This window comes from Halosimplex halophilum, from assembly GCF_004698125.1.
GTDB lineage: Archaea > Halobacteriota > Halobacteria > Halobacteriales > Haloarculaceae > Halosimplex > Halosimplex halophilum.
This window is the reverse complement of the sequence record NZ_ML214298.1, coordinates 274,558-297,077: the sequence shown is the minus strand read 5'-3', so window position 1 is coordinate 297,077 and position 22,520 is coordinate 274,558. Positions and strand designations below refer to the sequence as shown.

Here is a 22,520-nt window from a genome sequence, read left to right as displayed (position 1 = left end):
CACCTTTCGCATACAATCATGGCAACAAACCAACAGCGAGACTCCGACGGGTGGCAGTCCCGACTGGCGTCTCGGTTCGCTCGGTTCGCGGCGTTCGTACAGGACACGGATAACGACGCGGTGGCCGCGGGTGCGCTCGGGGCCCTGTCGCTGGCGGGCGCGTTCGCCGGCTTCCTCGCGACCTCGCCGTACACCTCGGTATTCCTCCTCGGGTTCCTGGTCGCGGTCGCGTACGGCTGGGTGGCCCACCGGGAGCTGGCGGCCCGCGGCGTCACGCTCGCGATGACCGTCTCGACGGTCGTCATCCTCGCGCTGATCACCTTCTTCATCTTCTACGAGGCCTGGCCGATCCTGGCCGACCGGAGCGGGACGGTCTTCGGCGTCACGGTGCCGGGCCTCAAGATGTTCACGACCACGGACTGGAGCCCCGCCCAGGGGACGCCCCGCTACTCGATGCTCCCGATGATCCAGGGGACCGTCCTCGTGACGGTCATCGCGACCGCGGTCGCCGGCCCGCTCGGGGTCGCGGCCGCGCTGTTCCTCTCGGAGATCGCCCCGCCGGCGGTCCGCGAGGTCGTCAAACCCGGCGTCGAGATCCTCGCCGGCATCCCCTCCATCGTCTACGGCTTCCTCGGGTTCACCGTGTTGAGCCCCTGGGCCTCCGACGCGTTCGACCTGGTCGGCCAGGGGACGTACCTGTTCGTCGGCATCGTCGTCGGCCTGATGGCGCTGCCGACGGTCGTCTCGGTCGCCGAGGACGCCATCAACAGCGTCCCCGAGTCGATGAAGAGCGGCTCGCTCGCCCTGGGGACGACCGACTGGCAGACCATGACGACGGTCACCCTCCCGACCGCCTTCTCCGGCGTGTCGGCGGCGGTGTTGCTCGGCGTCGGCCGGGCCATCGGCGAGACGATGGCCGCGACCGCCATGGTTCGGCGCCAGCCGACGATCGCCGAACCGCTGTACAACGTCTTCTACGGGTTCGATACGCTGACCTCGCTGATCGCGGCCAACTACGGGTCCTCCAGCGGCTACCAGGAGGACGCGCTGTTCGTCGCCGGCTGCATCCTCTTCGTCTCCGTCCTCTTCCTCAGTATCGGCTCGCAGCTGATCGAACGCCGCATGGACCGGAAGGTCGGGGGTGTCGAGTGATGGCGAGCGCCGCCGAATCCTCGGTCGTCCGCGGGGACACCTCGACCTACGAGACGGTCGCCGCGCTGACCGTCGGCCTGGCCGCCGTCCTCTTTTTCCTCGGGCTGGCGGCCACGGTCGAACTCGTCTCGATCACCGGCACGCTCGCCGGCCTCCCGACGCTGACGACGCTGGGCCTGCTGCTGGTCCTCATGGGCGTCGCCGTGGCAGGGTTCGGGCTGGCCTCCTACCGGGGGATCTTCCCGACCGACCCGCGGGCGAGCGCCGGCTTCGTCGCCGCGGGGCTGTTCTCGGCGCTGTGGGGGCTGATCGGCGCGCTCGTCGCCGCCGAGACGCTCGGGCTCGGTCTCGCGGGCGGGCTGGTCGGCGGGCTCGGCCTCGCCGCCGTCGCCTTCTTCGCGACCGCCCTGCCCCGGGAGGACATCGGCTCGACGCTGCCGGCCGGGGCGCTGGCCGCGTTCTTCGGCCTGGTCTTCCTGCTCGGGATCGTCGGCCCCGAGTGGTCGTGGTCGCCGTCGAACTTCCCGGACGCCCAGTCGGTGACCTTCTTCGCGCGCACGGTCGCGCCCTTCGCTGTCATGGCGTCGTCGCTGGTCGTCGGCTGGGCGGCAGCGAAGGCCTACGGCGGCTTCGGCGCCCGCGGCCGCCACCTGGGCGCGTACCTGCTCGTCTACCTCAACGCCCTGGCGATCATCGCCGTGCTGGTCGCGCTCGTCGCCTTCGTCGTGTTCAAAGGCGCCGGGCCGGTCACCGAGGGGATCGCGGTCGGCCTCGGCGTCGGCCCGACGACGACGATCGGACTGTTCGGGTTCGGATTCGACGTGACCTGGCCGGTCTACTGGCCGTTCCTGATGAACGGCGCCTCCCTCTTTACCGACATCACGGGCGTCTTCCCGGCTATCGTCGGGACCGCCTGGCTCGTGATCGGCGCGGTCGTCCTCGCGGTGCCGCTGGGCGTCGGCGCGGCGGTCTTCCTCACCGAGTACGCCGAACAGGGTCGGTTCACGAACGTCGTCGAGGTCGCCACGAACGCGCTGTGGTCCACGCCCAGCATCGTCTTCGGCCTGTTCGGCGCCACGTTCCTCGTGCCCCGCTTTACCCCCCAGCCACAGAAGTCGCTGCTCGCGGGGATGATCACGCTCGGGTTCATGCTGCTGCCGCTGGTGGTCATCACGGCCCGCGAGGCGATGATCGCGGTGCCCGACGAGTACCGCGACGCCAGCGCGGCGCTGGGCGTCTCGAAGTGGGGGACGATCCGCAGCGTCGTCCTCCCGGCGGCGATGCCGGGCGTCGTCACCGGCGTCATCCTCGGGGTGGGCCGCATCGCCGGCGAGACCGCGCCCCTGCTGTTGACCATGGGCGGCGGCTCGTTCGTCGGCGCCGGCCAGCGGGCGAAGGTGCTGAACAGTTTCCAGCTCTCGTGGTCGCCGCCGTTCGTCACCAATCCCGAACTCACCCAGGCGACGACCGCCCTGCCCTACCAGCTCTGGCAGGTGATCCTGACCGGCACCGGCGGCAGCGCCGGCGTCGAGGACATCACCGCCTTCGGCTGGGGGACGGCCTTAGTCCTGCTGGGCGTCGTCCTCGCCTTCTACGCGGTCGGTATCGCCACGCGACAGTACTTCCGGAGCAAACTGAGCTATGAGTGAGACAGAATCGAAGACCGGAGGCACAGCACGCTCGTCGGAGACGACGACGGGCGAGACCGACGAGCGGATCCGCGAGGCGTGGCGCGAGTACGAGTTCGCCGGCGAGGCCAAACTCAGCGTCGAGGACCTGGACGTCCACTACGGCGACGACCACGCGCTGCAGGGCGTCTCGATGGACATCCCCGAGGAGAGCGTCACCGCGCTCATCGGCCCCTCGGGCTGTGGCAAGTCGACGTTCCTGCGCTGCCTGAACCGGATGAACGACCGGATCAGCGCCGCCCGCGTCGACGGCTCGGTCGAGCTCGACGGCCGGGAGATCTACCAGGACGGCGTCGACCTCGTCGAGCTCCGCAAGCGCGTCGGCATGGTGTTCCAGGCGCCCAACCCCTTCCCCAAGTCCATCCGCGACAACATCACCTACGGACCGCGCAAGCACGGCGACCTCGACACGGGGCTGCTCGCGCGGCTGACCGGCCGCGACGACAGCGAGGAAGCCGACCGGCTCGTCCGGCGAGCGCTCGAACAGGCGGCCCTGTGGGACGAGGTCAACGACCGGCTCGACGACAACGCCATGGGGCTGTCGGGCGGCCAGCAACAGCGGCTCTGCATCGCCCGCTGTCTGGCGGTCGACCCCGACGTGATCCTCATGGACGAGCCCGCGAGCGCGCTGGACCCGGTCGCCACCTCGAAGATCGAGGACCTCATCGAGGACCTCGCCGAGGACTACACGGTCGTCGTCGTCACGCACAACATGCAGCAGGCCGCCCGCATCTCCGACCAGACCGCCGTGTTCCTCACGGGCGGGCAGCTCGTCGAGTACGACGACACCGAGAAGATCTTCGAGAGCCCCGAGAGCCAGCGCGTCGAGGACTACGTCACCGGGAAGTTCGGGTGATCGCCGTGACGCGCGAGACATACCGGGCGGCGCTGGACGACCTCCGGGCCGACGTGCGCGCGCTGGGCGACGACGCGCTCGCCCAGCTGGACGACGGGCTGACCGCCCTGGCGACCGGCGACGACGACCTCGCCGAGGAAGTGATCGACGGCGACGCCGCGATCAACGACCGCTATCTCGCCCTGGAGGGCGACTGCGTGGACCTGCTGGCGCTCCAGCAGCCGGTCGCGTCGGACCTGCGCTTTGTCGCCGCCTCGTTCAAGATCCTGACGGATCTGGAACGGGTGGCCGACCTGGCGACCAACCTCGGCCGCTACGCGCTGGCGGCCGACCGGCCGGCCGACGAGGTGGACGTGCGGGCCATCGGCGACGACGCCCGCGACCAGGTGGCCGCGGCGCTGGACGCCTACGAGGACGGCGACGCCGACGCCTGCCGGGCGGTCGCCGCGCGGGACGACGATCTGGACGCGCTGTGTCAGCGCGCCAGCGAGCGGGTCGTCCGCGACCTGCTCGAACGGGAGGCCGGCGACGACTCGTGGGCGGCCGAACGGGTACTGGACGACGTGTCCCGGCTGCTGCTGACGGTCCGGGACCTCGAACGCGTCGGCGACCACGGGGTCAACGTCGCCGCGCGGACGCTGTACATGCTCGAAAGCGACCCCGAGTTGCTCTACTGATGCAGACGCGCAAACTCCAGCAGGTCGGCGGCGGCACGTACACGGTGTCGATCCCCAAGGAGTGGGCGAACGACCACCAGCTCGAGGCCGGGATGGAGCTGTATCTCACCACCCACGGCGACGACTCCATCGTCCTCCGCGCCGCCGAGAAGGACGTGGACGAGCTGGCCACCGCCACCCTCGCCGTCGACGGGACGGAGCCAGCGCTGGTCCGGCGCGCGCTCCGGGCGGCCCACGCCGCCGGCTTCGAGACGGTCACGCTCGACCCGGCCGGCGAGTTCACCGACGAGCAGCGCCGGGCGGCCCGCTCGGTCGTCCGGAACCTCGTCGGCACCGACCTCCTCGTCGAGACCGAGAGGGAGATCACCGTCCAGCACCTGCTCGACGCGGCGAGCGTCTCCGTCCGGCAGTCGGTCGTCCAGCTGCAGTTCACCGCGCTGTCGATCCACCGCTCGGCGACAGACGCGCTGGTCGCCGCCGACGCCGAGGCCCACGAGCGGCTCCGCGGGCGCGCCGACGAGGCCGACCGCCTCTTCCGGATGGTCGCCCGTCACCTCTCGCGGTCGCTCGTCTCCCTGGAGGAGATCGACCGCCTCGGGCTCGCCCGCCCGACGCTGTTCGACTACTACGTGACCGCCCGGGCGCTGGAAGGGGTGGCCCGCCAGGGGGTCGGCCTCGCCGACGCCGCCCGCCGGCTCCCCGAGCCGCTCCCCGATCCCGTGGCCGAGAACGTCCGCGAGGCCGCCGAGGCCGCCCGGTCGGTCGTCGACGACGCGACGACGGCCGTCCTCGACGACGCCGACGTGGACCAGACCGCGGTCGCGCTGGACGGCCACGAGCGGGCCGTCGCCGAGGTCGAGGCCGTCGACGCGGCGCTGTTCGACGAGGCGACCGACCCCTTCGACGGCTCGACCGCCGCGACCGTCGCGCTGGCGCGCGCGCTCGACCGCATCGGGCGGACCGCCGACCGCGGCGCCGCCGTCGCCGACGTGGCCGCCCGCGCCGCCGTCCGCGAGCGGAACCGCTGACCGCTCGCCCTCCGACCCGCCGACCGTTTTCCGCACATCCGTCCCTCTCGGCCGCGAATCCCTCGAAGAACGTCGGTCCGCACTGGCCCGGACCGGGGCGCCCCGGGCTACGCGTCCGACCCGATGTCGGCGCGGTGCTCCTCGACCGTCGACTGCACGACTCCCCAGTCGACCGGCGGAGCGCAGTCTGCCAGGTCCGACTCGACGGCGGCGACCGCCTCGCCGAACCGGTCGGTCCACTCGGGTTCGGCCGCCGCGTCCAGCCGCTCGCCCAGCGCCCCGTGACGGCCGTCGAGGTCGTCGAGGCGGGCCGCCAGGTCGTCCAGCCCGCCCTCGCCGACGGGGTCGGCGCCCTCGCGGTCGGCCCACGTCCGCAGATCCCCGAGCTCCGCCCGCAGGTCCGCGACGGTGAGGCCGGTCGCCCGGTGGCTGCACGTGGCGTCGAACCAGGCCCGGGCGGGATCGTCCACGCCGGCATCACTGTCGGCGGCGGCGTTCCCGCCGGCCTCGCCGGCAGCCGTCTCGACGGCGTCGCCGGTGGACGCCGCCTCGATAGCGTCGACCGCGGTCGCCAGGTCGTCCAGCGAGGCCGCGAGCGCGTCGAGGTCCTCGCCGAGGTCGCGGACGCGGACGGCGTGGCTGTCGAGCCACCGCTCGAACGCCTCGAGGTCGAACTGGATCTCGTCGGCGGTCCGCTGGACCTCGCGTGCCCGCTCGTCGACCTGCCGGAGGCCGTCGGCGACGGCGAACCGGGCGGCGGGATCGGCGCGGTCGTCGACGACCGCCTGGAGGTCCTCCCCGAGGGCGGCGGCGCGGTTCTCGACGGCGGCCACCTCGGCCGCGAAGTCCTCGAGGCGGGCCTCGACGGTCGGGAGGTCCGGGACCGACTCGGCGGCCTCGCGGGCGTCGTCCAGCGCGATGCCGGCGAGTTCCACCCGCGTCTCCGCGGTCGTGAGCACCTTCGAGGTGAGTTTCAGCGACTCGCGGAGGGCGTCGCGGCTGACGACGCCGTCCTCGGCGACGAACCCGAGCGCGGCGCGGACGGTCTCGGGGTCGCGGTCGGGCTCGCGGGCGCGGACGCGCTCGACCGCCTCGTCGACCGCGAGCCCGTCGAGTTCCGCCGGCTCTCCGGCGCCCTCGACACTCGTGGTCGGTCGGTCGGCGTCCCCGTCGCTCGTCGCTGTCCCCTCGCCTGCCGCGTCGGTGTCGTTCGTGGTGTCGCTCATGGTGGCTGTCGACGCGCCGAACCCGTCGACTCGGCCGCGTCGGTCGTCCGTCGCTACCGGAGCGACGGACAAGACCGTGACTAAGTTCGCTATAGCGATCCGGTGAGCGATGGGGAGCGCTACCGAGAACTATGTATCCGTGTCATCTGACGCTGGCCCAGCGCCGTTCCCGTCGAAGCCGCCGGGGCCGTCCGGGAGGCGGACGGTGACCGTGGTGCCGTCGTCGGTGTCGAAGGAGACGGAGCCGCCGAGCGCGTCGGCGCTCCATTGGACGACCCAGAGGCCGATGCCGGTGGCGTGGTTCAGCTGGGTCTCGGCCCCCGCGTCGAGGGGCGCCAGCTCCGCCTCGGGGATGCCGGGGCCGTCGTCGGCGACGGTCACCCGGAGCTCGCCGGCGTCGACGGTCGCCGTCACGGAGACGGTCGGGTCGTCGACGTGGTCAACCGAGTTCTCGACGAGGTTGGCGACGACCAGCCGGAGCAGTCGCGGGTCGGTCGCGGCCGTGGCGTCGCCGTCGACGGTCACGTCGAGGCTCGCGGCCGCCTCGCGGTAGTCGGCGACCGCCCCGGAGATGACCTCCGCGACCGGGGTCGACCGGTAGCGCGGGCCGTCGCGGCGACACTGCTCGAACGCCCGGGCCTTCTCGCCGATGTCGATGAGCTCGCGGGCGCTGCCCTCGATGATGTCCGCGCTGTCGACCAGCCGGTCGTCGTCGCTGCGGTCGGCGATGAGCTCGGCGTTGCCGGCGACGGCGGTCATCTTGTTGCGCAGGTTGTGCCGGAGGACCCGGTTGAGCACGTCGAGCCGCTGCTCGCGGCGCCGCTCGCGGGTCACGTCCTGGAAGACGAGCGTCGTCCCGACGGCCGCGCCCTTCGGGTCGGTCAGCGTCGACCGCGAGACGAGGAACTCCCGGCGGCGCCCGCCCGAGCGGACGGCGACGAGTTCGTCCGCCGCGCCGGGGTCGCCCGCCGACCCGACCGGGTCCGCCCTGCCGGCGACCGCGCCGTCGGCCGCGCCCCCGTCGGCGACCGGGTCGGCGTCGAGGTCGACCAGCTCGGAGATGGGGGTGCCGAGCAGCGTCGTCCCGTCGCGGCCGGACTCCAGCAGCGGGTCGGCCGCGGCGTTGTAGTCGACGACGCGGGCGTCGGGGTCGACCACGAGCACGGGCGTCCCGATGTCGTCGATGGCGGTGCGGTCGGCGGCCCGGCGGGTCGTCGGGTTCGTCTCGAACATCCCGCTCTCGACGAACGCGTAGGCGTCGAGCAGGACGTGCGGGACGAACAGCACCGCGACGAAGGCCAGCGAGGGGTCCGGCCCCAGGTCGAAGACCCACATCGTCACCCCGAGCGTCGGCGTGACGGTGCTGAGCGCGACGGCGGCGGCCTCGCGCCGGTAGAGGGGCCCGTAGCTCAACACGGTGTCGAGCAGCAGGGCCACCGCGACCCCGGCCATGCCCGTGCCGAACGCGACGGCGAACAGCCCCCACGGTTCGAGCGCGTAGGACACCGTCGCGGCCGCCCCCGTCGGGTCGACCCGGAAGTTCCGCAGGACCACGTCGTTGACCGGCGCCGTCGCGACGACGAGCGAAGTCAGCGCCGCGACGGGCACGACCGTCCAGCCGTCGAGCAGGCCGCTCCGGCCGGTGTACTCCAGCGCGAACGCGAGAAAGAGCGGGCCGACCCACGTCAGCGCCGCCCAGGTCAGTGCCTCGAGGACGAGTCGCGCACCCGGGTCCCCGACGGTCAGCGACAGCCCCGCCAGCAGACAGAACAGCGTCTGCGCGACCAGCGTCGCGACGAACCAGCCCGCCCCCGGCTTGCCGAGGTGGCGCCACAGGTAGGCGACCAGCGCGGCCGTTCCCCCCGCCGCGGCCAGCGACCCGACCGCCAGCCACGACGAGAGCGCGGCGAGTCCGCTCACACTCGACCCACGCGCCGACCCGCCCTCAGCGTCGTACCTAACCAGATAGGTGCCGGTCGGCGAGAGCGCGGCCAGCAGCTATTAGTCAGTACGCTGTGAATTGATCCGGCGATGGCAACGACTCGGCGGAGTCCCGCGAGCGCCGGCGCCGTGGTGATCGGACGATGAGCGCGCGCGACGGCGCCGACGGCGACGTGCCCGGCTGGTGGGTGTTCGTCTTCGTGGTGCTCGCGCTGGCGACGCTGGCGGGCGTCCTGATCGCGCTCGGCGGGCTGTGAGCGGCGACAGACCGAGACGGGCGGCGAGGTTCCCGGCGGCTTACATCGAGTCCGGCGCGGCGACGCCCAGCAGGCCGAGGGCGTTGCCGACCGTCTCGCGGGCCGCGGCGACCAGCGCGAGTCGCGCGCGGCGGGTCGGTTCGTCGTCGGCCGTCAGCACGGGACACTCCCGGTAGAAGGCGTTGAACTGCTCGGCGAACGTCCGCGTGTAGGTGGCGACGCGGTGCGGTTCCAGTTCCTCGCCGGCCTCCTCGACGACCGCGGGGAAGCGGGCGATCGTCCGGAGGAGGTCCCGCTCGGCGTCGGTGGCGAGCAGGTCGGGGTCGACCGCGTCGGCGGGGTCGAGCCCCTCGCTCTCGGCCTCGTCGAGGATGCCGCAGGCGCGTGCGTGGACGTACTGGACGTACGGCGCCGACTGCGCCTCGAAGTCCAGCGCCCGCTCCCACTCGAAGGTGATCGACTTGGTCGGCTGCTTGGAGACGATGTCGTAGCGCACGGCGCCGGTCCCGACCTGTTCGGCGATGCGCTCGACGTCATCGGCGTCGAGGTCGTCGTCGCGCAGGCGGTCGTCCAGCCGGTCCTCGACCTCCTCGCGGGCGCGGTCGATGGCCTCGTCGAGCAGGTCGTCGAGGTCGACGCCGGTCCCCTCGCGGGTGGACATCCCCTCGCCGCCGGGGAGGTTCACCCACGAGTAGAACACCTGGTCCAGCCGGTCGGTGTCGCGGCCCAGCAGCTCCAGCGTCTCGTTGAGCTGGTCGAAGGTGAGCTTGTGGTCCTCGCCGATGACCGTCACGGCGCGGTCGTACTCCTCGAACTTCCACTCGTGGTGGGCGATGTCCCGCGTCGTGTACAGCGTCGTGCCGTCCGAGCGCAGGAAGACGAGGTTCTTGTCGAAGCCCGGCAGGTCCAGTTGCCAGGCGTCGTCCTCGTAGACGGCCTCGTCGAGGGCCTGCAGGCGCTCGACCACGTCGCCGGTCGACCCGTCGCGCATGAACCGCGTCTCCTTGACGAACTCGTCGAACTCGGCGGGCAGCCGCCCCAAGGTCTGGGTCATCCCGTTCAGCACCCCGTCGACGACCTCGCTGACCCGCTCGTAGGTCGCCTCGTCGCCGTCCTCCAGGCCCTGCATGATGGCCTCGATCTCGGCCTCGGCGGCCTCGACCTCGGAGTCGGGCGCCTCGTCGAGGTAGGCGTTGCCCTTGCGGTAGTAGCGGACGAGGTCGTAGTCGGGCTTGTCGCGCTCGGGCTCGGGCAGGTCGCTCTCGTCGAAGGTCTCGTAGGCCCAGGTGAACACGGCGACCTGGCGGCCGGCGTCGTTGACGTAGTAGTGGGTGTCCACGTCGTAGCCGGCGAACTCGAGCACGCGGGCGAGCGCGTCGCCGACGATGGGGTTGCGGGCGCGGCCGACGTGGACCGGACCGGTGGGGTTGGCCGAGGTGTGCTCGACGACGACGGAGGTGTCGCGGTCGTCCAGCCGGCCGTACCCCTCGGCCTGGGCGCGCTCGACGGTCTCGGCGAGGTAGCGGTCGCTGGGGAAGAAGTTGACGTAGGGCCCCTGGGTGTCGACCCGGCCGAGGTAGTCGTAGTCGGCGGGGTCGATCTCGCTCGCCACGTCGGCGGCCACCTGCGGCGGCGGCGCGCCGACCTCGCCCGCCAGGCGGAAGGCGACGCTGGAGGCGACGGCGGCGTCGACGTCCTCGGGCGGGCGCTCGATGCCCAGGTCCTCGGTCGGCAGCTCGAGGGCCGACAGCGCCGTGCGCAGGGCGTCCTCGACCTCCGAGCGCAGGGAGAGATACATACTCCCCGGTTTTCGAGCGGCGGATATAGGAATGACGAATGTGGCCGGGCGCGGCCGGCGCGTTCGAGCGGAGGCGGGTGCGGCGGGACGGGTGGGTTCGCCGGCCGCGGGCGGTGGGCCGGTTCGGACGGCCGGTCAGCCGAACAGGCCGAAGCGGCCGCCGGAGTCGTCCTCGTCGTCCTCCTCGTCGTCCTCGTCGACGAACCACTCGCGGTCGACGGCGGTCTCGAGGTCGTCGATCTCCGCCCCCTCGAAGAAGATGCCGAGCAGGTGTTCGGTCAGGCGCACGTAGGCGTCGGCGGCGGGGCTTGCGGGGGCGTTGAGTACGAGCGGTTCATCGGCGGTCGCCTCGATGTCGTCGGGGACCACCGCCAGCAGCTTCGAGTCGAAGCGGTCGGCGATGGCCTCCACGTCCGTCTCGGTGGTCGTCCGGTTGAGGACGGTGCCGATGACCTCGCCGTCGACGCGTTCGGCGAGTTCGGCGGTCTTGATGGCGTCGCCGACGGCCACGTCGTCGGGCGTGGTGATGAGGACGACGCCGTCCGCGAGGCCGAGCGGAACGGTCGTCTCGTGGCTGAGGCCGGCGCCGGTGTCGATGAGGACCACGTCGTAGGCGTTGCGCAGCGTCTTGATGACCTTCTTGAGCTTCGCCGGGTCGGCGTCGGCGAACGCCTCCAGGCTCTGCTCGCCGGGGATGATCGTGATCCCGCCCTGCACGTCCGTCAGCGCGTCGCTGACGGCGCGCCCGCCGGCGAGGACCTGGTGGATGCTGGTCTCGGGTTCGACCCCCAGCATCGCGCCGAGGTTCGCCATGCCGAGGTCGGCGTCGACGACGACCACGTCGTAGCCCTCCTCCTCCATCGCCGCGGCGACGTTGACCGCCGTCGTCGTCTTGCCGACACCGCCTTTCCCACCGGCGACCGTACAGACGTAGCCCGCCATTGTGTTACTCCAAATCACGGGGACCACATAAAGGCGCCGTCCGTTCCGACGCCCGTCGGACGCCCGTCCGTCGGTCAGACCAGGGCGAGGACGTTCGAGACGTGGACCGCGACCAGCTGGAGCCCGCGGGCGGCCGCGACCGTCGGGACGACCAGCCGCCACGGGTCCCGCGGCATATCGCCGACGGTCGGGTAGTACCGCCAGATCCCGGCCAGCAGCGCCACCGCCAGCGACTTCTGGACGACCAGCCCGGCGTACCCGAGGTGCGCGAGGAACGCGCGGGCGACCGGGTTCGCCTCGAACCCGCCGAGCGCGAGGACGACCGTCGTCAGTCCCGTGTCGCCCACGGCGTACGCGAGGAGCGCCAGCGCCCACGCCCCGGCGGTCACCGGCCGGTAGCGGGGGCCGACGCCCAGGTACCACGCCCGCAACCACGCCCCGACCGGCCCGGCGACGCCGCCGACAGCACCGGCTACCCGCCCGTAGATCCGGCCGTGCTCGTCCGCTGTCGTATCCGTGCTCACGTCACCCACCCGCGGGTCCGCGTCCCGCTCGCGGCCGGTCGTCCCGCCCACCACGGGGAACGACCCGGCCTGTCGCGTCCGTACGGGAACCTGCCGGTCCCGCCCTCTTAGGCGTTGCGGCCGCCACAGGTCCGGTTCCCGACCTCCCGGCCGTCGCGGCCGCCACGAACCGGCCGCCGCCGCGGCCACCGCAAACCGGCCTCTCGGCGCCCGGGATCGACACCTCGGGCGGCGGCCCTCCGGGGAGGTCAACACTTACTTAGCCCCGAGCGCCCCACGTTTGGACAATGAGTGAGCAACAGGAACAGTCGGACAAACAGAAATACGAGTTCCGCAAGGTCATCGAGGAGCTGAAGGGCTACAGCGGGTCGGGGACGCAGCTGGTCTCGATCTACATCCCGGAGGACCGGCAGGTCAGCAGCGTCGTCGAACACGTCACCCAGGAGCACTCCGAGGCGTCGAACATCAAGTCCAAGGACACCCGCACGGCCGTCCAGGACGCCCTGACCTCCATCAAGGACCGGCTGCGCTACTACGACACCTACCCGCCGGAGAACGGGATGGTCGTCTTCTCGGGCGCCATCGACACCGGCGGCGGTCGGTCGGACATGATCACCCGCACGCTGGAGAGTCCGCCCCAGCCCATCGAGTCGTTCCGCTACCACTGCGACAGTGATTTCCTCACCGAGCCGCTGGAGGAGATGCTCGCCGACAAGGGCCTGTTCGGCCTGATCGTCCTCGACCGGCGGGAGGCCAACGTCGGCTGGCTGCGCGGCAAGCGCGTCGAGCCCGTGAAGTCGGCCTCCTCGCTGGTGCCGGGCAAGCAGCGGAAGGGTGGTCAGTCCGCCCAGCGGTTCGCCCGCCTGCGCCTGGAGGCCATCGACAACTTCTACCAGGAGGTCGCGGGGATGGCCAACGACCTGTTCGTCGACGAGCGCCACGAGATGGACGGCATCCTCGTGGGCGGCCCCTCCCCGACCAAAGACGAGTTCCTCGACGGCGACTACCTCCACCACGAGCTCGGCGACATGGTGCTGGGGAAGTTCGACGTGGCCTACACCGACGAGTCCGGGCTCCACGACCTCGTCGACGCCGCCCAGGACGTGCTCGACGAGCACGAGATGCTCCAGGACAAGAAGTACATGGAGCGGTTCTTCGACGAGCTCCACGACGGCGACCTGGCGACCTACGGGTTCGGCCCCACCCGCGAGAACCTCAACATGGGCGCCGTCGAGACGCTCCTGCTCAGCGAGGACCTCCGCCAGGACGTGGCCGTCTACGACTGTCCCGAGGGCCACACCGAGCGGGAACTGCTCGGCCAGTCGGAGAGTCTCGACGACGAGCGGACCTGCGACCGCTGCGGCGAGGAGATGGAGGGCGACCGCGAGGACGCCATCGACCACCTGATGGAGCTGGCCGACCAGCGCGGCACCGAGACGTACTTCGTCTCGACGGACTTCGAGAAGGGCGAGCAGCTGCTCTCGGCGTTCGGCGGCATCGCCGGCATCCTGCGGTACTCCACGGGCGTCTAGGGACCGACGCGCAGTTCGCGCTCCCGGATTCTCCCGGTCTCGCTTCGCCGATCAGCCGCGCCGCTGTCGAACCCGGCGTACTCGCGTGTACCGCGACGGCGTCGAAAGGCAGAGAGTGTCGCCGGCGGCCCGGGAGGCGGGGGGATGCCTCCGCCGGGCCCGGCCGGCGACGCGAAATGGGTGCTGGTGGTAAGGGGGGGATTGGGGGGAGACGACGACGGGTCCTAAGTGTCGTCGCGGCGGCACCTGGCATCGATGCCGCGGATCGGTGTACTACCCCCTGATGTAAATGCAGTATGCCTAACAGAGTAGGGACCGAGCGGAGACGGCGAGCGGGCATGGGCTACCAGGGTCGGATCGCCCGACGCGGCGGTCACAGCAGCTGTTCGAGCTGACGGCGGCGCCCCCGCAGGTCGGCCGCGGCGTCGACGGTCGGGTCGTCCGCCAGGCGGTCGAGCGCGAGCAGCGGGTCGGTCCCGGCCCGCTCGACGGTCGCCAGCAGTTCCGATATCTCCGAGCGGTTGGTCGCCAGCGACGGGATCAGCCCGACCATCAGCACGAACGGGACGGCCGCGTCGTCGTTCGACGGGACCGCGTCGCTGATGGCGGTGAAGTCGGGGACCTCGTCGGGCGGGTCCGCCACGGGCCGGAGTGCGAGACAGCGAGTGCAGACCTCGGCGGCCGCGTGCTCGCCCGGGAGTGCCTCGCGGTACCGCTCGGGGACCGGGAAGGAAAGCGTCGGCGCGCCGCAGTCGGGACAGGTCATGCCCGTGCGTGCGCGCGGGACGAACTAAACGGTGCCGGGGACGACGGAGCCGACGGGACGTATCGGTGCTGGGGAAACGACCGAACGGACGGGAACAGGAGGGGACGGAGATACCGGAACCGGGGAGAACGGACCCGGGAGCGTCAGTCGTCGGCCGGGACGGCGTCCTCTTCGGCTTCTTCGTCCGCCTCGGCTTCCTTCTCTTCGTCCTCCTCGGCCTCCTTCTTGTCCTTGATCTTCTTCATGCGGAAGATCTCCTCGCGCTCCTGCTCCTCGAGTTTCTGCTCGATGTACTCCTGGTTGGAGCGCAGTTCGGGCAGCAGCTTGAACTCCAGGGCGTTGACGCGGCGCTTGGTCGTCTCGATCTCGTCGAGCATCTTCTTCATGGCCGTCTCGACCTCGGCGGCGAGGATGATCTGGTCGAGCAGTTCCTCGTAGGCCTCCGCCGCCTCGTCGATGCGGGCGCTGGTCCCGAGGACGCCGTAGCCGCGTTCGTCGAGGCTCTTGGAGACCTTCGTGGCGTCGATCTGGGGGATGTAGACGCCCATGACGCTCTTGGACTCGGTGGTGATCTCGGGGTGTTCCTTGAGCGCGGCGGCGGCGCCGCGGACGGCCACGTCGCCGTCCATCGCGCGGGCCATGTTGATGGCGTTCTGGGCCTCCTCGTACTTCTCGTCGAGGTCGGCGCGCACGTCCTGGGCCTCGTCGAGGATGTCCATGAACTCCATGATGAGGCCGTCGCGCTTCTGCTCCAGCGTGTCGTGCCCGCGCTCGGAGAGCTCGATGCGCTCCTCGATCTGCATGAGCTCCTTGCGAGTGGGTTTGACGTCCTCGGCCATTTGATCCCGGGTTGTCGGCGTAGGCAGTTAACCGTTTTCAGTCTCGTCGGCGGTCGTGACCGCCCCGCCCCGAACAGAGAGCGTGAAAGAGCCCCACGCGGGGCAACGCGAGTGGAGCGAGTGTCCGTCGGTGTGGCGAGCACAGGTTTTTACGCCGAGACGACGGATCGGTACCCATGAGCGAGATCGTCGCGACGGAGGACACCCTCGGCGGCGAACCCCGCATCGAGGGCCGTCGGATCGGCGTGTTGCACGTCGTCGACCGGGTCCTCGACGGCGAGCAGTCCCCCGAGGCCGTCGCGGCCGAGTTCGACCTCGACCTCGCGGACGTGTACCGCGCGCTCACGTACTACTACGACCACCCCGACGAGATGCGGGAGTGGCGCCGACGAAAGCGGGAGGCCGCGGAGACGGCGCGGGAAGCACAGCCGGACCCCGAAGAGTCCCAGCGGCGAGCGTGAGAGTTCTCTGCGACGAACACGTGCCGCCCGCGCTCGTCAGCGCGCTCCGGAGCGAGGGGTTCGAGGTCGAGACGGTCGGCGAATCGGTCGAGCTGGGGAGCCCCGACGCGGACCTCCTCGAGTTCGCGAGCGACCGGGGCTACGCCGTGCTCACGAGCGACAGCGACTTCGTCGACAGGAAGGGCCACAGCGGGGTCCTGTACTACGAGGACCAGAACGTGTCGACCCGCGAGCTGGTTCGTGCGGTCCGGATGGTCGACGACCTGCTCCCGGACGACGCCGTCGAAGGGGAGACGATCTTTCTCCCGGACGGGTGGACGTAGCGCCCGCTGGACCACGGGGTCCGACACCCCGTTCACCAGTACCCGGCGAATCGGTCGAGCCACGTGACGACGACCACGTGGGGCAGCGTCAGCACGGCGACGGCGACGAGGTAGACGCCAGTCGCGCCGGCCAGCGTCGGTTCGGGCGCCGGCGCCGCCCACCACAGCGCCCCGCAACCGACCAGGGCGACGAGCGTCGGCAGGGCGGCCTCGCGGGCGAACCGGCCGAGTGCTGGCGCGAGCCGGCCGCGTTCCAGCGCGTCGACCGCGCGGTCGTCCAGCGCGAGGACCCGGGCGACGTGGCGGGGCGCGTGCCAGCAACAGAAGTACAGCCCGACCGCGAAGACGGGCGGGACGACGAGGAAGTACGTCCACAGCAGCCCCGTCTCGCCGGCGTCGACCGCCCACGCCCGCCGGTCGCCGGCCGCGCGGTAGCCGACCGCGAGCGCGAGGAGCGTCAGCCCAGCGAGCGCCGCGCCGACGGCGAGTCGGGCGTCGGCTTCGAATGGCCAGGCGGGCACCGACCCGCCGAAGGGGGCGACGAACGATCCGAGGACCGCGCGGTAGCGGCCGGGGAACGCCACCAGCGGGACGCCCATCGGCAGGGCGCCGCGGACGGCGAGGGTCAGCGCGCGCCGCGGGCGGGTGTCGAGGTGGTCGGCGTCCAGTACTTCGCGGAGCGGGTGGAGTTCGCCCTGGCCCCAGTGGAACCACGTCAGCGCGAGGAAGGCGGCGGCCGCGGCGAGCGGCGCCAGGAACCACGCGGCGGCGTAGGCGCCGCCGGCGACCAGGTAGACGGCGCCGACGACCGCGAGCCATCGGGTGGTGAGTCGGCCGGCCGCCGCCCGGGGGAGCGCCGCCCAGTCGACGGCGCCGTGAGGCAGGCCGAACGCGACGACGCTGGCGACCAGCGGGACGTACCGCCACGCCGGCGGGACGGAGAGGCCGGCCGCGAACGCGAGCGTCGCGACGGCGATGGGGACCCACGGGATCCAGACCACGAGCGCGCGCAGGGGCGCGCGGGCGGCCGGCGGGACCCGGGCGTCGGTCCGCTCGCGGGCTAGCGCCATCGGCCGACCACCCAGCGGAACAGCACCACGCCCTGAACGACGAAGCAGTTCGTCACGACGAAAAACAGCATCTCCTCGACCGGGAGCCCGGCGACCGCCAGGCCCGTGGTGTAGGTGTCGGAGATGGTCCACACGCCCGCCCGGATGGCCAGCCGGTCGACCGCCCAGAGGTACGCCGACGGGACCAGCACGGCGGCGGCCACGCGGGCGCGCACCCGCCAGAGGTACCGCCAGCCGACGCCCCACTGCAGGGCGAGCACCGGGCCCGCCCACGCGAGGATGGCGCCCGCGTACGTCGTCGCCGGCGCGGTCAGCGCGAGCAGGCCGACGAGTCCGACGGCCAGCCCCGCCGCGGCGCCGAGCAGCCGGTCCCGCCGGGTGTGGGTGACGCCCTCGACGACCGGGCCGGCGACGTGGAGCGTCCACAGCGTCGTCAGCGCGGGCTGGAGGACGAAGAAGGCGATCTCCTCGTAGGGGACGCCCCACAGGCGGCCCGCGACCGTCCCGGCGCCGTAGGACCACACCCCCATCGAGATGAGCAGGCGGTCCCACGGCAGCGTGTACGCCACCGCGAGGACGGTCACGACGACCAGTCCCGCGGCGCCGACCCGCCAGTCGACGCTGTCGCGGCGGTGGTGGACCGTCGCAGTCAGCGCCGCCAGGACCGGCAGGACGTACAGCGCGTGGAACTGGACGTAGGTCAACGAGCTCATCGGTGTGGTCTCCGGAAACCGCGACCGTAGTTCGTTCGGGCCGATTCTCGGCCGTGATACTCCGCGGCTGCGACGGTGGCCCGCGGGAGCGGGCCCCACCAGCTACCACCAGGTCCGCGTCGTGCTACGTGGTATCGGCGACGGGGTGCCCGGTCGCGGCGCCGGGCCGCGACGGGCGGTCGCGTCAGTCGTCGGCGGTCGCGGCGGCGCCGGTCCCGGTCGCGGCCGAGACGTCGTCGAGGACCTGCCGGCTCGACAGCAGCAGGAACCCGAAGCCGACCTTCGCGACGAGGTCGAGGACCATGAACCCGGCCGTCTCGACGAACAGGACGCTCCCGCTGACCTCGGGGAGCAGCCCGAGCCCCTCGGTGCCGGCCAGCCACCACACCGGGTAGACCAGCCAGACCGCGACGATCAGGTTACGCAGCTGTGCGAACTTCGCGCCCACGTCGCTGCCCAGCTCCTGGGCCTGCTCGGTGAGCGTCCCGAACAGGAAATACAGGAGTACCAGCAGGAAGCCGGTGCTGATACCCCACCAGACCAGCCGGCGGGCGCCGTCGCCGAGGCCTCCCGCCACGAAGTTGCCGCCGGCCAGCGTCGCGACCGCGCCGGTGCCGATCATCAGCGCGTCGAGGCTGACCAGCGTCGTCAGCTGGTTGCGGTTGGCCCGCGCCAACAGTCCGAGGTCGATCAGCAACAGCGGCGTCGTGAACAACCAGTCCGTGTACCGCGCCCAGTAGATACTGAGCTCCTCGCCGGCGACGTTGACCGTCGTCAGCCCGAAGCCGGTCGCCATCGCGAGGTAGTTGACGAACGCTATCGCCGTGATCAGTATCGTCACGATGTAGAACTCCTGGCGCTTCTGGTCTTCCTCGCCCCAGCCGCGGGCGATGAAGTACAGCATGCCCAGGAACATTCCTGCCGTCCCGATCCACAGCCAGATTTGCTCGCTCCCTGGTGCTGGCATGACTACGATCAGTACTGGGGATTTTTGCCCCAAAAGAAAAGTACCAAACTAGTTGGATCGGATCGATCGGCGCGCGTGTGACCGTTACGCATCCCGGTATCGGGACGTACGGAGCTGTTTAGCCACCGATCCGGCAGACTGCCCGGTTCCAGTCGGGCGATGGGACGTGTCCGGGGGCGTGGTGGGTATAAAAACCAAGGGGGACGGCGGCCCGGTCAGCCGTACAGTTCCTCGAAGACCTTCCGCTGGGCGGCCCGGAGGTGCTGGTGGAAGGTCGAGCGGCCGATGTCCATGGCGGCGGCCAGGTCCTCGCCGTTGGTCTCGCGGGGCCACTCGAAGAAGCCGCCGACGATGGCCGTCTGCAGCGCGGTCGACTGGCGGTCGGTCAGGCGGTCGTCGATGCGGGCGCGCACGTCCTGGCGGCTGTCGGCCGGGCGCTCGTGTTCGCGGTAGGCCGACAGGTCGGCGCCGTCGACGCGGTCCTCGACGGCCTCGACGACCGCCCGCGGCTGGGCCTCCGGCGGGATCTCGACGGTCAGTTCGCCGGTGCCGTCGCTTGCCGACATCGCCCCGACCCGCCCGCCCCGGTCGAGCAGGAGGTCGACCAGCGGCGACTCGCCGACGGAGAACTCCACGACCGCCCGCCCGTCGCCCGCCGTCACCGGCGTACACGCGGTCACGTCCGCGCGGGCGGCGGCGGCCTCGGCGACGGCGTCGGGGTCGGCGTCCGTCTCGAAGAAGAAGGTCGTCGGCCCGGCGTCGCGCGTGACCGTGCCCGTGTGGACGAACTCCGCGCCGAGTTCGCCGGAGAGGCCGACGAAGAAGGGGTCCGCGCCGGTCAGCGAGAACGCCAGCTCCGTCACGTCGTCGGAGCCCAGCAGCCGCTGGGAGGTCAGCGCGTGCAGCGCCATCGCGGTCGACTGGGCGACCGCGGCGAGCACGCGCTGTTCGGGCTCGGGCAGGTCGGCCTCGGGCCGCAGCGCCACCACGAGCACGCCGTAGCTCACGTCGCCGTACTGCAGCGGCAGGGCGGCCAGCCCGCCCGCGCCGCCGTCGACCAGTCCGTCGTAGACCGCCGGCACCGCGTCGGCGTCGACGAACTGCGCGTCGCCCGTCCGCGCGGCCCGCGCCGCCGGGTCCGCGCCGTCGACCGGGAGTTCCAGCGACGGCGGGTCGGCGACCCCGGCCCACGTCCCCGGGCGGATGGTGTCGGTCGCGGGCTCGGCCTCGCCGACCCACGCCAGCGCGTACTCGTCGGTCTCGACCAGCCGGTCGGCCACCGCCCGCTCGACCGCCGACCGGGTCTCGGCGCTCAGCAACTCGCTCGTCACGTCGGTCACCAGCCCGTCCAGACGGTCCAGCAGCGCCTCGACCGTCTCGCGTTCGGCCCTGGCCTTCTCGGCCTGGCGCTGGGCCTCCCGCTCGGCCTCGACCCGGTCGGTCACGTCCTCCTGGAAGCCGACGTAGTGGGTCACCTCCTCGCCCTCGCCGTGGATCGGCGCGATGTGGACCCGGTTCCAGAACTGCTCGCCGTCGTCGGTGTAGTTGACGAGCTCGACCGAGACGGGCTCGCCGGCGTCGATCGCCTTCGCCATCTCGGCGATCTTCGCCTCGTCGGAGTCGTCGCCCTGCATGAAGTTGCAGTTGCGCCCCAGCACGTCCGCCTCGTCGTAGCCCGCCAGCTCCTCGAAGGCCTCGTTGACGTAGATCAGCGGCGTGTCCCGCCGTTTCCCGTCGGCGATGGTGATCCCCACCGGCGCCTCGTCCATCGCCCGGTCTTTCAGCTCCTCCGTGACCCGGGCGAACCGGCGGTCGCCCTCGGTGATCGCCGCGTCGAGGGCGTCGACCAGCGCGCCCAGTTGCTTCTCGGGCGGGTCTCTCGGCACGTAGTCGGTCACGCCCGCCGCGATGGCCTCGCTGGCCAGGTGTTCGTCGCCGACCGCGGTGAAGATCAGAAAGGGCAGGTCGTCGGTCCGCTCGCGCACGTCGCCCAGCAGGTCCAGCCCCGAGCTATCGGGCAGCCGCCGCTCGCTGACGACGGCGGCCGGCGGGTCGGTGGCGACCGCGTCCAGCGCCGCCGCCGCGTCCCGCGCCCGTTCGGGGGCGTAGCCCGCCTCGCGGAGCGCGTCGGCGACCGGCGCCGCGCGCTCGTCGTCGGGGTCGACGTACAGCACCCGCCGTCCCGCCCCCGCAGTGGAGCGAGTCATGCACCGACATACCGGTCGACCCGTCAAGAGCGTTGTCCTCGTAGAGTGGCGCAACGACGACTCGAAGGCGCGTCCGTACACGACGGCGTGGCCGCTGTGGGACGAGCGACGCGCGGAAAAAGTGCGTTCCGGGCGGGAGCGTCAGTCGGCGGCGACTTCGGCCTCGACGTCCTCGCGGTAGTACTCCTCGATGTTCTCCTCGTCGATGCGGTTGAGCTCCTCCTTGGGGAGCATCGAGAGCAGGTCCCAGCCGATGTCGAGCGTGTCGTCGATGTCGCGGTCGGTGTTGTACCCCTGCTCGATGAACTCCTCCTCGAAGGCCTCGGCGAAGTCGAGGTACTTGTTGTCCCGTTCCGAGAGGGCCTCGCGACCGACGATGTTCACGAGGTCGCGCAGGTCCTCGCCCTCCGCGTAGGCGGCGTAGAGCTGGTCGGAGACGCCGCCGTGGTCGCCGCGGGTCAGCCCCTCGCCGATCCCGTCGTCCATCAGCCGCGACAGCGACGGCAGCGGGTCGATCGGCGGCTGGATGCCCTGGCTGTTGAGGTCGCGGTCGACGAGGATCTGCCCCTCCGTGATGTACCCCGTCAGGTCCGGGATCGGGTGGGTGATGTCGTCGGACGGCATCGTCAGGATGGGGATCTGCGTGATAGAGCCCTCTTCGCCCTTGATGCGGCCGGCGCGCTCGTAGAGCTGGGCGAGGTCGGTGTACATGTACCCCGGGTAGCCACGGCGGCCCGGGACCTCCTCGCGTGCGGCGCCGATCTCCCGGAGCGCCTCACAGTAGTTGGTCATGTCCGTGAGGATGACCAGCACGTGGTACCCCTTGTCGAAGGCGAGGTACTCGGCGGTCGTGAGGGCCAGTCGCGGCGTGACCGTCCGCTCGACGGCGGGGTCGTCCGCGAGGTTCATGAAGACGACCGAGCGTTCGAGCGCGCCGGTGCGCTCGAAGTCGTCCATGAACTCGTTGGCCTCTTCGGCGGTGATCCCCATCGCGCCGAAGATCACCGCGAACTCGGTGTCCTCGTCGTCCTCGCCTTCCTCCTCCGGGACGGAGGCCTGGCGGGCGATCTGCAGCGCGAGGTCGTTGTGCGGCAGCCCCGACCCCGAGAAGATCGGGAGCTTCTGGCCGCGGACGAGCGTGTTCATGCCGTCGATGGCCGAGACGCCCGTCTGGATGAAGTCCTCGGGGTACTCCCGGGAGTAGGGGTTGATCGCGGCGCCGACGATGTCGCGTCGCTCGTCGGGGACGATGTCCGGGCCGCCGTCGATCGGGTTCCCGGAGCCGTCGAGGACGCGACCGAGCAGGTCCTCGGTGACGGGCATCTTCATCGTCTCGCCGAGGAACCGGACCGACGAGTCGGTGTCGATGCCCTCGGTGCCCTCGAAGACCTGGATGGCGACGTGGTCCGACGAGGAGTCGAGCACCTGGCCGCGGCGCGTCTCGCCGTCGCCGGTCTCGATCTCGACGATCTCGTCGTAGCCGATCGGTTCGTCGGTCTCGACGTGGACCAGCGGACCGCTGATTTCCGTGATTGTCTGGTATTCTTTCATCG

General features: G+C 71.5%; 20 protein-coding genes. 8 read left to right on the top strand and 12 right to left on the bottom strand.

Annotation, left to right across the window (positions count from 1 at the left end):
- Positions 1 to 18 precede the first annotated feature (18 nt).
- The 5 genes from pstC to E3328_RS12590 are packed head-to-tail and all read left to right on the top strand — an operon-like array spanning position 19 to position 5,401.
- Positions 19 to 1,152, top strand: a complete 1,134-nt coding sequence (gene pstC, locus E3328_RS12610) for a phosphate ABC transporter permease subunit PstC (protein WP_135364995.1) — start codon at positions 19 to 21, stop codon at positions 1,150 to 1,152.
- Positions 1,152 to 2,801 (top strand): phosphate ABC transporter permease PstA, encoded by a 1,650-nt coding sequence (gene pstA / locus E3328_RS12605; protein WP_135364994.1) that lies wholly within the window; start codon positions 1,152 to 1,154, stop codon positions 2,799 to 2,801. The genes pstC and pstA overlap by 1 nt, the downstream gene beginning before the upstream one ends.
- On the top strand, positions 2,794 to 3,696 hold the full coding sequence (gene pstB / locus E3328_RS12600; RefSeq protein WP_135364993.1) for a phosphate ABC transporter ATP-binding protein PstB: 903 nt from the start codon (positions 2,794 to 2,796) through the stop codon (positions 3,694 to 3,696). The genes pstA and pstB overlap by 8 nt, the downstream gene beginning before the upstream one ends.
- Positions 3,697 to 3,701: 5 nt before the next feature.
- Complete coding sequence (phoU, locus tag E3328_RS12595) at positions 3,702 to 4,373, top strand: phosphate signaling complex protein PhoU (protein WP_135364992.1); 672 nt, start codon at positions 3,702 to 3,704, stop codon at positions 4,371 to 4,373.
- The gene (locus E3328_RS12590; RefSeq protein WP_135364991.1) at positions 4,373 to 5,401 is read left to right on the top strand and encodes an AbrB/MazE/SpoVT family DNA-binding domain-containing protein; all 1,029 of its coding nucleotides are present in this window, start codon (positions 4,373 to 4,375) and stop codon (positions 5,399 to 5,401) included. Before phoU ends, E3328_RS12590 begins: the two co-directional genes overlap by 1 nt.
- A 107-nt stretch (positions 5,402 to 5,508) precedes the next feature.
- Here E3328_RS12590 and E3328_RS12585 read toward each other — a convergent pair whose 3' ends face one another.
- From E3328_RS12585 to E3328_RS12565, 5 genes are all read right to left on the bottom strand, one after another.
- On the bottom strand, positions 5,509 to 6,627 hold the full coding sequence (locus E3328_RS12585; RefSeq protein ID WP_209452197.1) for a hypothetical protein: 1,119 nt from the start codon (positions 6,625 to 6,627) through the stop codon (positions 5,509 to 5,511).
- Between the two features lie 129 nt (positions 6,628 to 6,756).
- A complete protein-coding gene (locus E3328_RS12580) occupies positions 6,757 to 8,547 on the bottom strand; it encodes a histidine kinase N-terminal 7TM domain-containing protein (protein ID WP_135364990.1) in 1,791 nt (596 codons plus the stop codon).
- A 318-nt stretch (positions 8,548 to 8,865) separates the two neighbouring features.
- Positions 8,866 to 10,623, bottom strand: coding sequence for an arginine--tRNA ligase (gene argS / locus E3328_RS12575; RefSeq protein ID WP_135364989.1), 1,758 nt, complete (start codon positions 10,621 to 10,623; stop codon positions 8,866 to 8,868).
- Positions 10,624 to 10,758: 135 nt separating this feature from the next.
- On the bottom strand, positions 10,759 to 11,565 hold the full coding sequence (locus tag E3328_RS12570; RefSeq protein ID WP_135364988.1) for a MinD/ParA family ATP-binding protein: 807 nt from the start codon (positions 11,563 to 11,565) through the stop codon (positions 10,759 to 10,761).
- A gap of 74 nt (positions 11,566 to 11,639) precedes the next feature.
- Positions 11,640 to 12,140 (bottom strand): DUF5658 family protein, encoded by a 501-nt coding sequence (locus E3328_RS12565; protein ID WP_135364987.1) that lies wholly within the window; start codon positions 12,138 to 12,140, stop codon positions 11,640 to 11,642.
- Positions 12,141 to 12,376: 236 nt separating this feature from the next.
- On the opposite strand from E3328_RS12565, the gene prf1 reads away from it, so the two are divergent.
- Positions 12,377 to 13,621, top strand: a complete 1,245-nt coding sequence (gene prf1, locus E3328_RS12560; protein ID WP_135364986.1) for a peptide chain release factor aRF-1 — start codon at positions 12,377 to 12,379, stop codon at positions 13,619 to 13,621.
- 373 nt (positions 13,622 to 13,994) lie between these two features.
- Here prf1 and E3328_RS12555 read toward each other — a convergent pair whose 3' ends face one another.
- Both E3328_RS12555 and E3328_RS12550 read right to left on the bottom strand, forming a co-directional pair.
- Positions 13,995 to 14,387 (bottom strand): DUF6276 family protein, encoded by a 393-nt coding sequence (locus E3328_RS12555; protein WP_135364985.1) that lies wholly within the window; start codon positions 14,385 to 14,387, stop codon positions 13,995 to 13,997.
- 143 nt (positions 14,388 to 14,530) lie between these two features.
- Complete coding sequence (locus E3328_RS12550; protein WP_135364984.1) at positions 14,531 to 15,226, bottom strand: V-type ATP synthase subunit D; 696 nt, start codon at positions 15,224 to 15,226, stop codon at positions 14,531 to 14,533.
- Between the two features lie 176 nt (positions 15,227 to 15,402).
- Here E3328_RS12550 and E3328_RS12545 point away from each other — a divergent pair, with 176 nt between their 5' ends.
- Both E3328_RS12545 and E3328_RS12540 read left to right on the top strand, forming a co-directional pair.
- Positions 15,403 to 15,687, top strand: coding sequence for a DUF433 domain-containing protein (locus tag E3328_RS12545; RefSeq protein ID WP_135364983.1), 285 nt, complete (start codon positions 15,403 to 15,405; stop codon positions 15,685 to 15,687).
- Positions 15,684 to 16,010 (top strand): DUF5615 family PIN-like protein, encoded by a 327-nt coding sequence (locus tag E3328_RS12540; protein ID WP_135364982.1) that lies wholly within the window; start codon positions 15,684 to 15,686, stop codon positions 16,008 to 16,010. The genes E3328_RS12545 and E3328_RS12540 overlap by 4 nt, the downstream gene beginning before the upstream one ends.
- Before the next feature lie 32 nt (positions 16,011 to 16,042).
- Here E3328_RS12540 and E3328_RS12535 read toward each other — a convergent pair whose 3' ends face one another.
- The 5 genes from E3328_RS12535 to E3328_RS12515 all read right to left on the bottom strand — a co-directional run bounded on the left by E3328_RS12535 (position 16,043) and on the right by E3328_RS12515 (position 22,518).
- Positions 16,043 to 17,080 (bottom strand): Brp/Blh family beta-carotene 15,15'-dioxygenase, encoded by a 1,038-nt coding sequence (locus E3328_RS12535; protein ID WP_135364981.1) that lies wholly within the window; start codon positions 17,078 to 17,080, stop codon positions 16,043 to 16,045.
- Entirely contained in the window at positions 17,071 to 17,793 is a 723-nt protein-coding gene (locus E3328_RS12530; protein WP_135364980.1) for a lycopene cyclase domain-containing protein, read from the bottom strand. The genes E3328_RS12535 and E3328_RS12530 overlap by 10 nt, the downstream gene beginning before the upstream one ends.
- Before the next feature lie 184 nt (positions 17,794 to 17,977).
- A complete protein-coding gene (locus E3328_RS12525; RefSeq protein ID WP_135364979.1) occupies positions 17,978 to 18,760 on the bottom strand; it encodes a bacteriorhodopsin in 783 nt (260 codons plus the stop codon).
- A gap of 215 nt (positions 18,761 to 18,975) precedes the next feature.
- Positions 18,976 to 20,967 (bottom strand): bacterio-opsin activator domain-containing protein, encoded by a 1,992-nt coding sequence (locus E3328_RS12520; protein ID WP_135364978.1) that lies wholly within the window; start codon positions 20,965 to 20,967, stop codon positions 18,976 to 18,978.
- A gap of 141 nt (positions 20,968 to 21,108) precedes the next feature.
- A complete protein-coding gene (locus E3328_RS12515; protein WP_135364977.1) occupies positions 21,109 to 22,518 on the bottom strand; it encodes an ATP synthase subunit B in 1,410 nt (469 codons plus the stop codon).
- Positions 22,519 to 22,520: the final 2 nt, after the last annotated feature.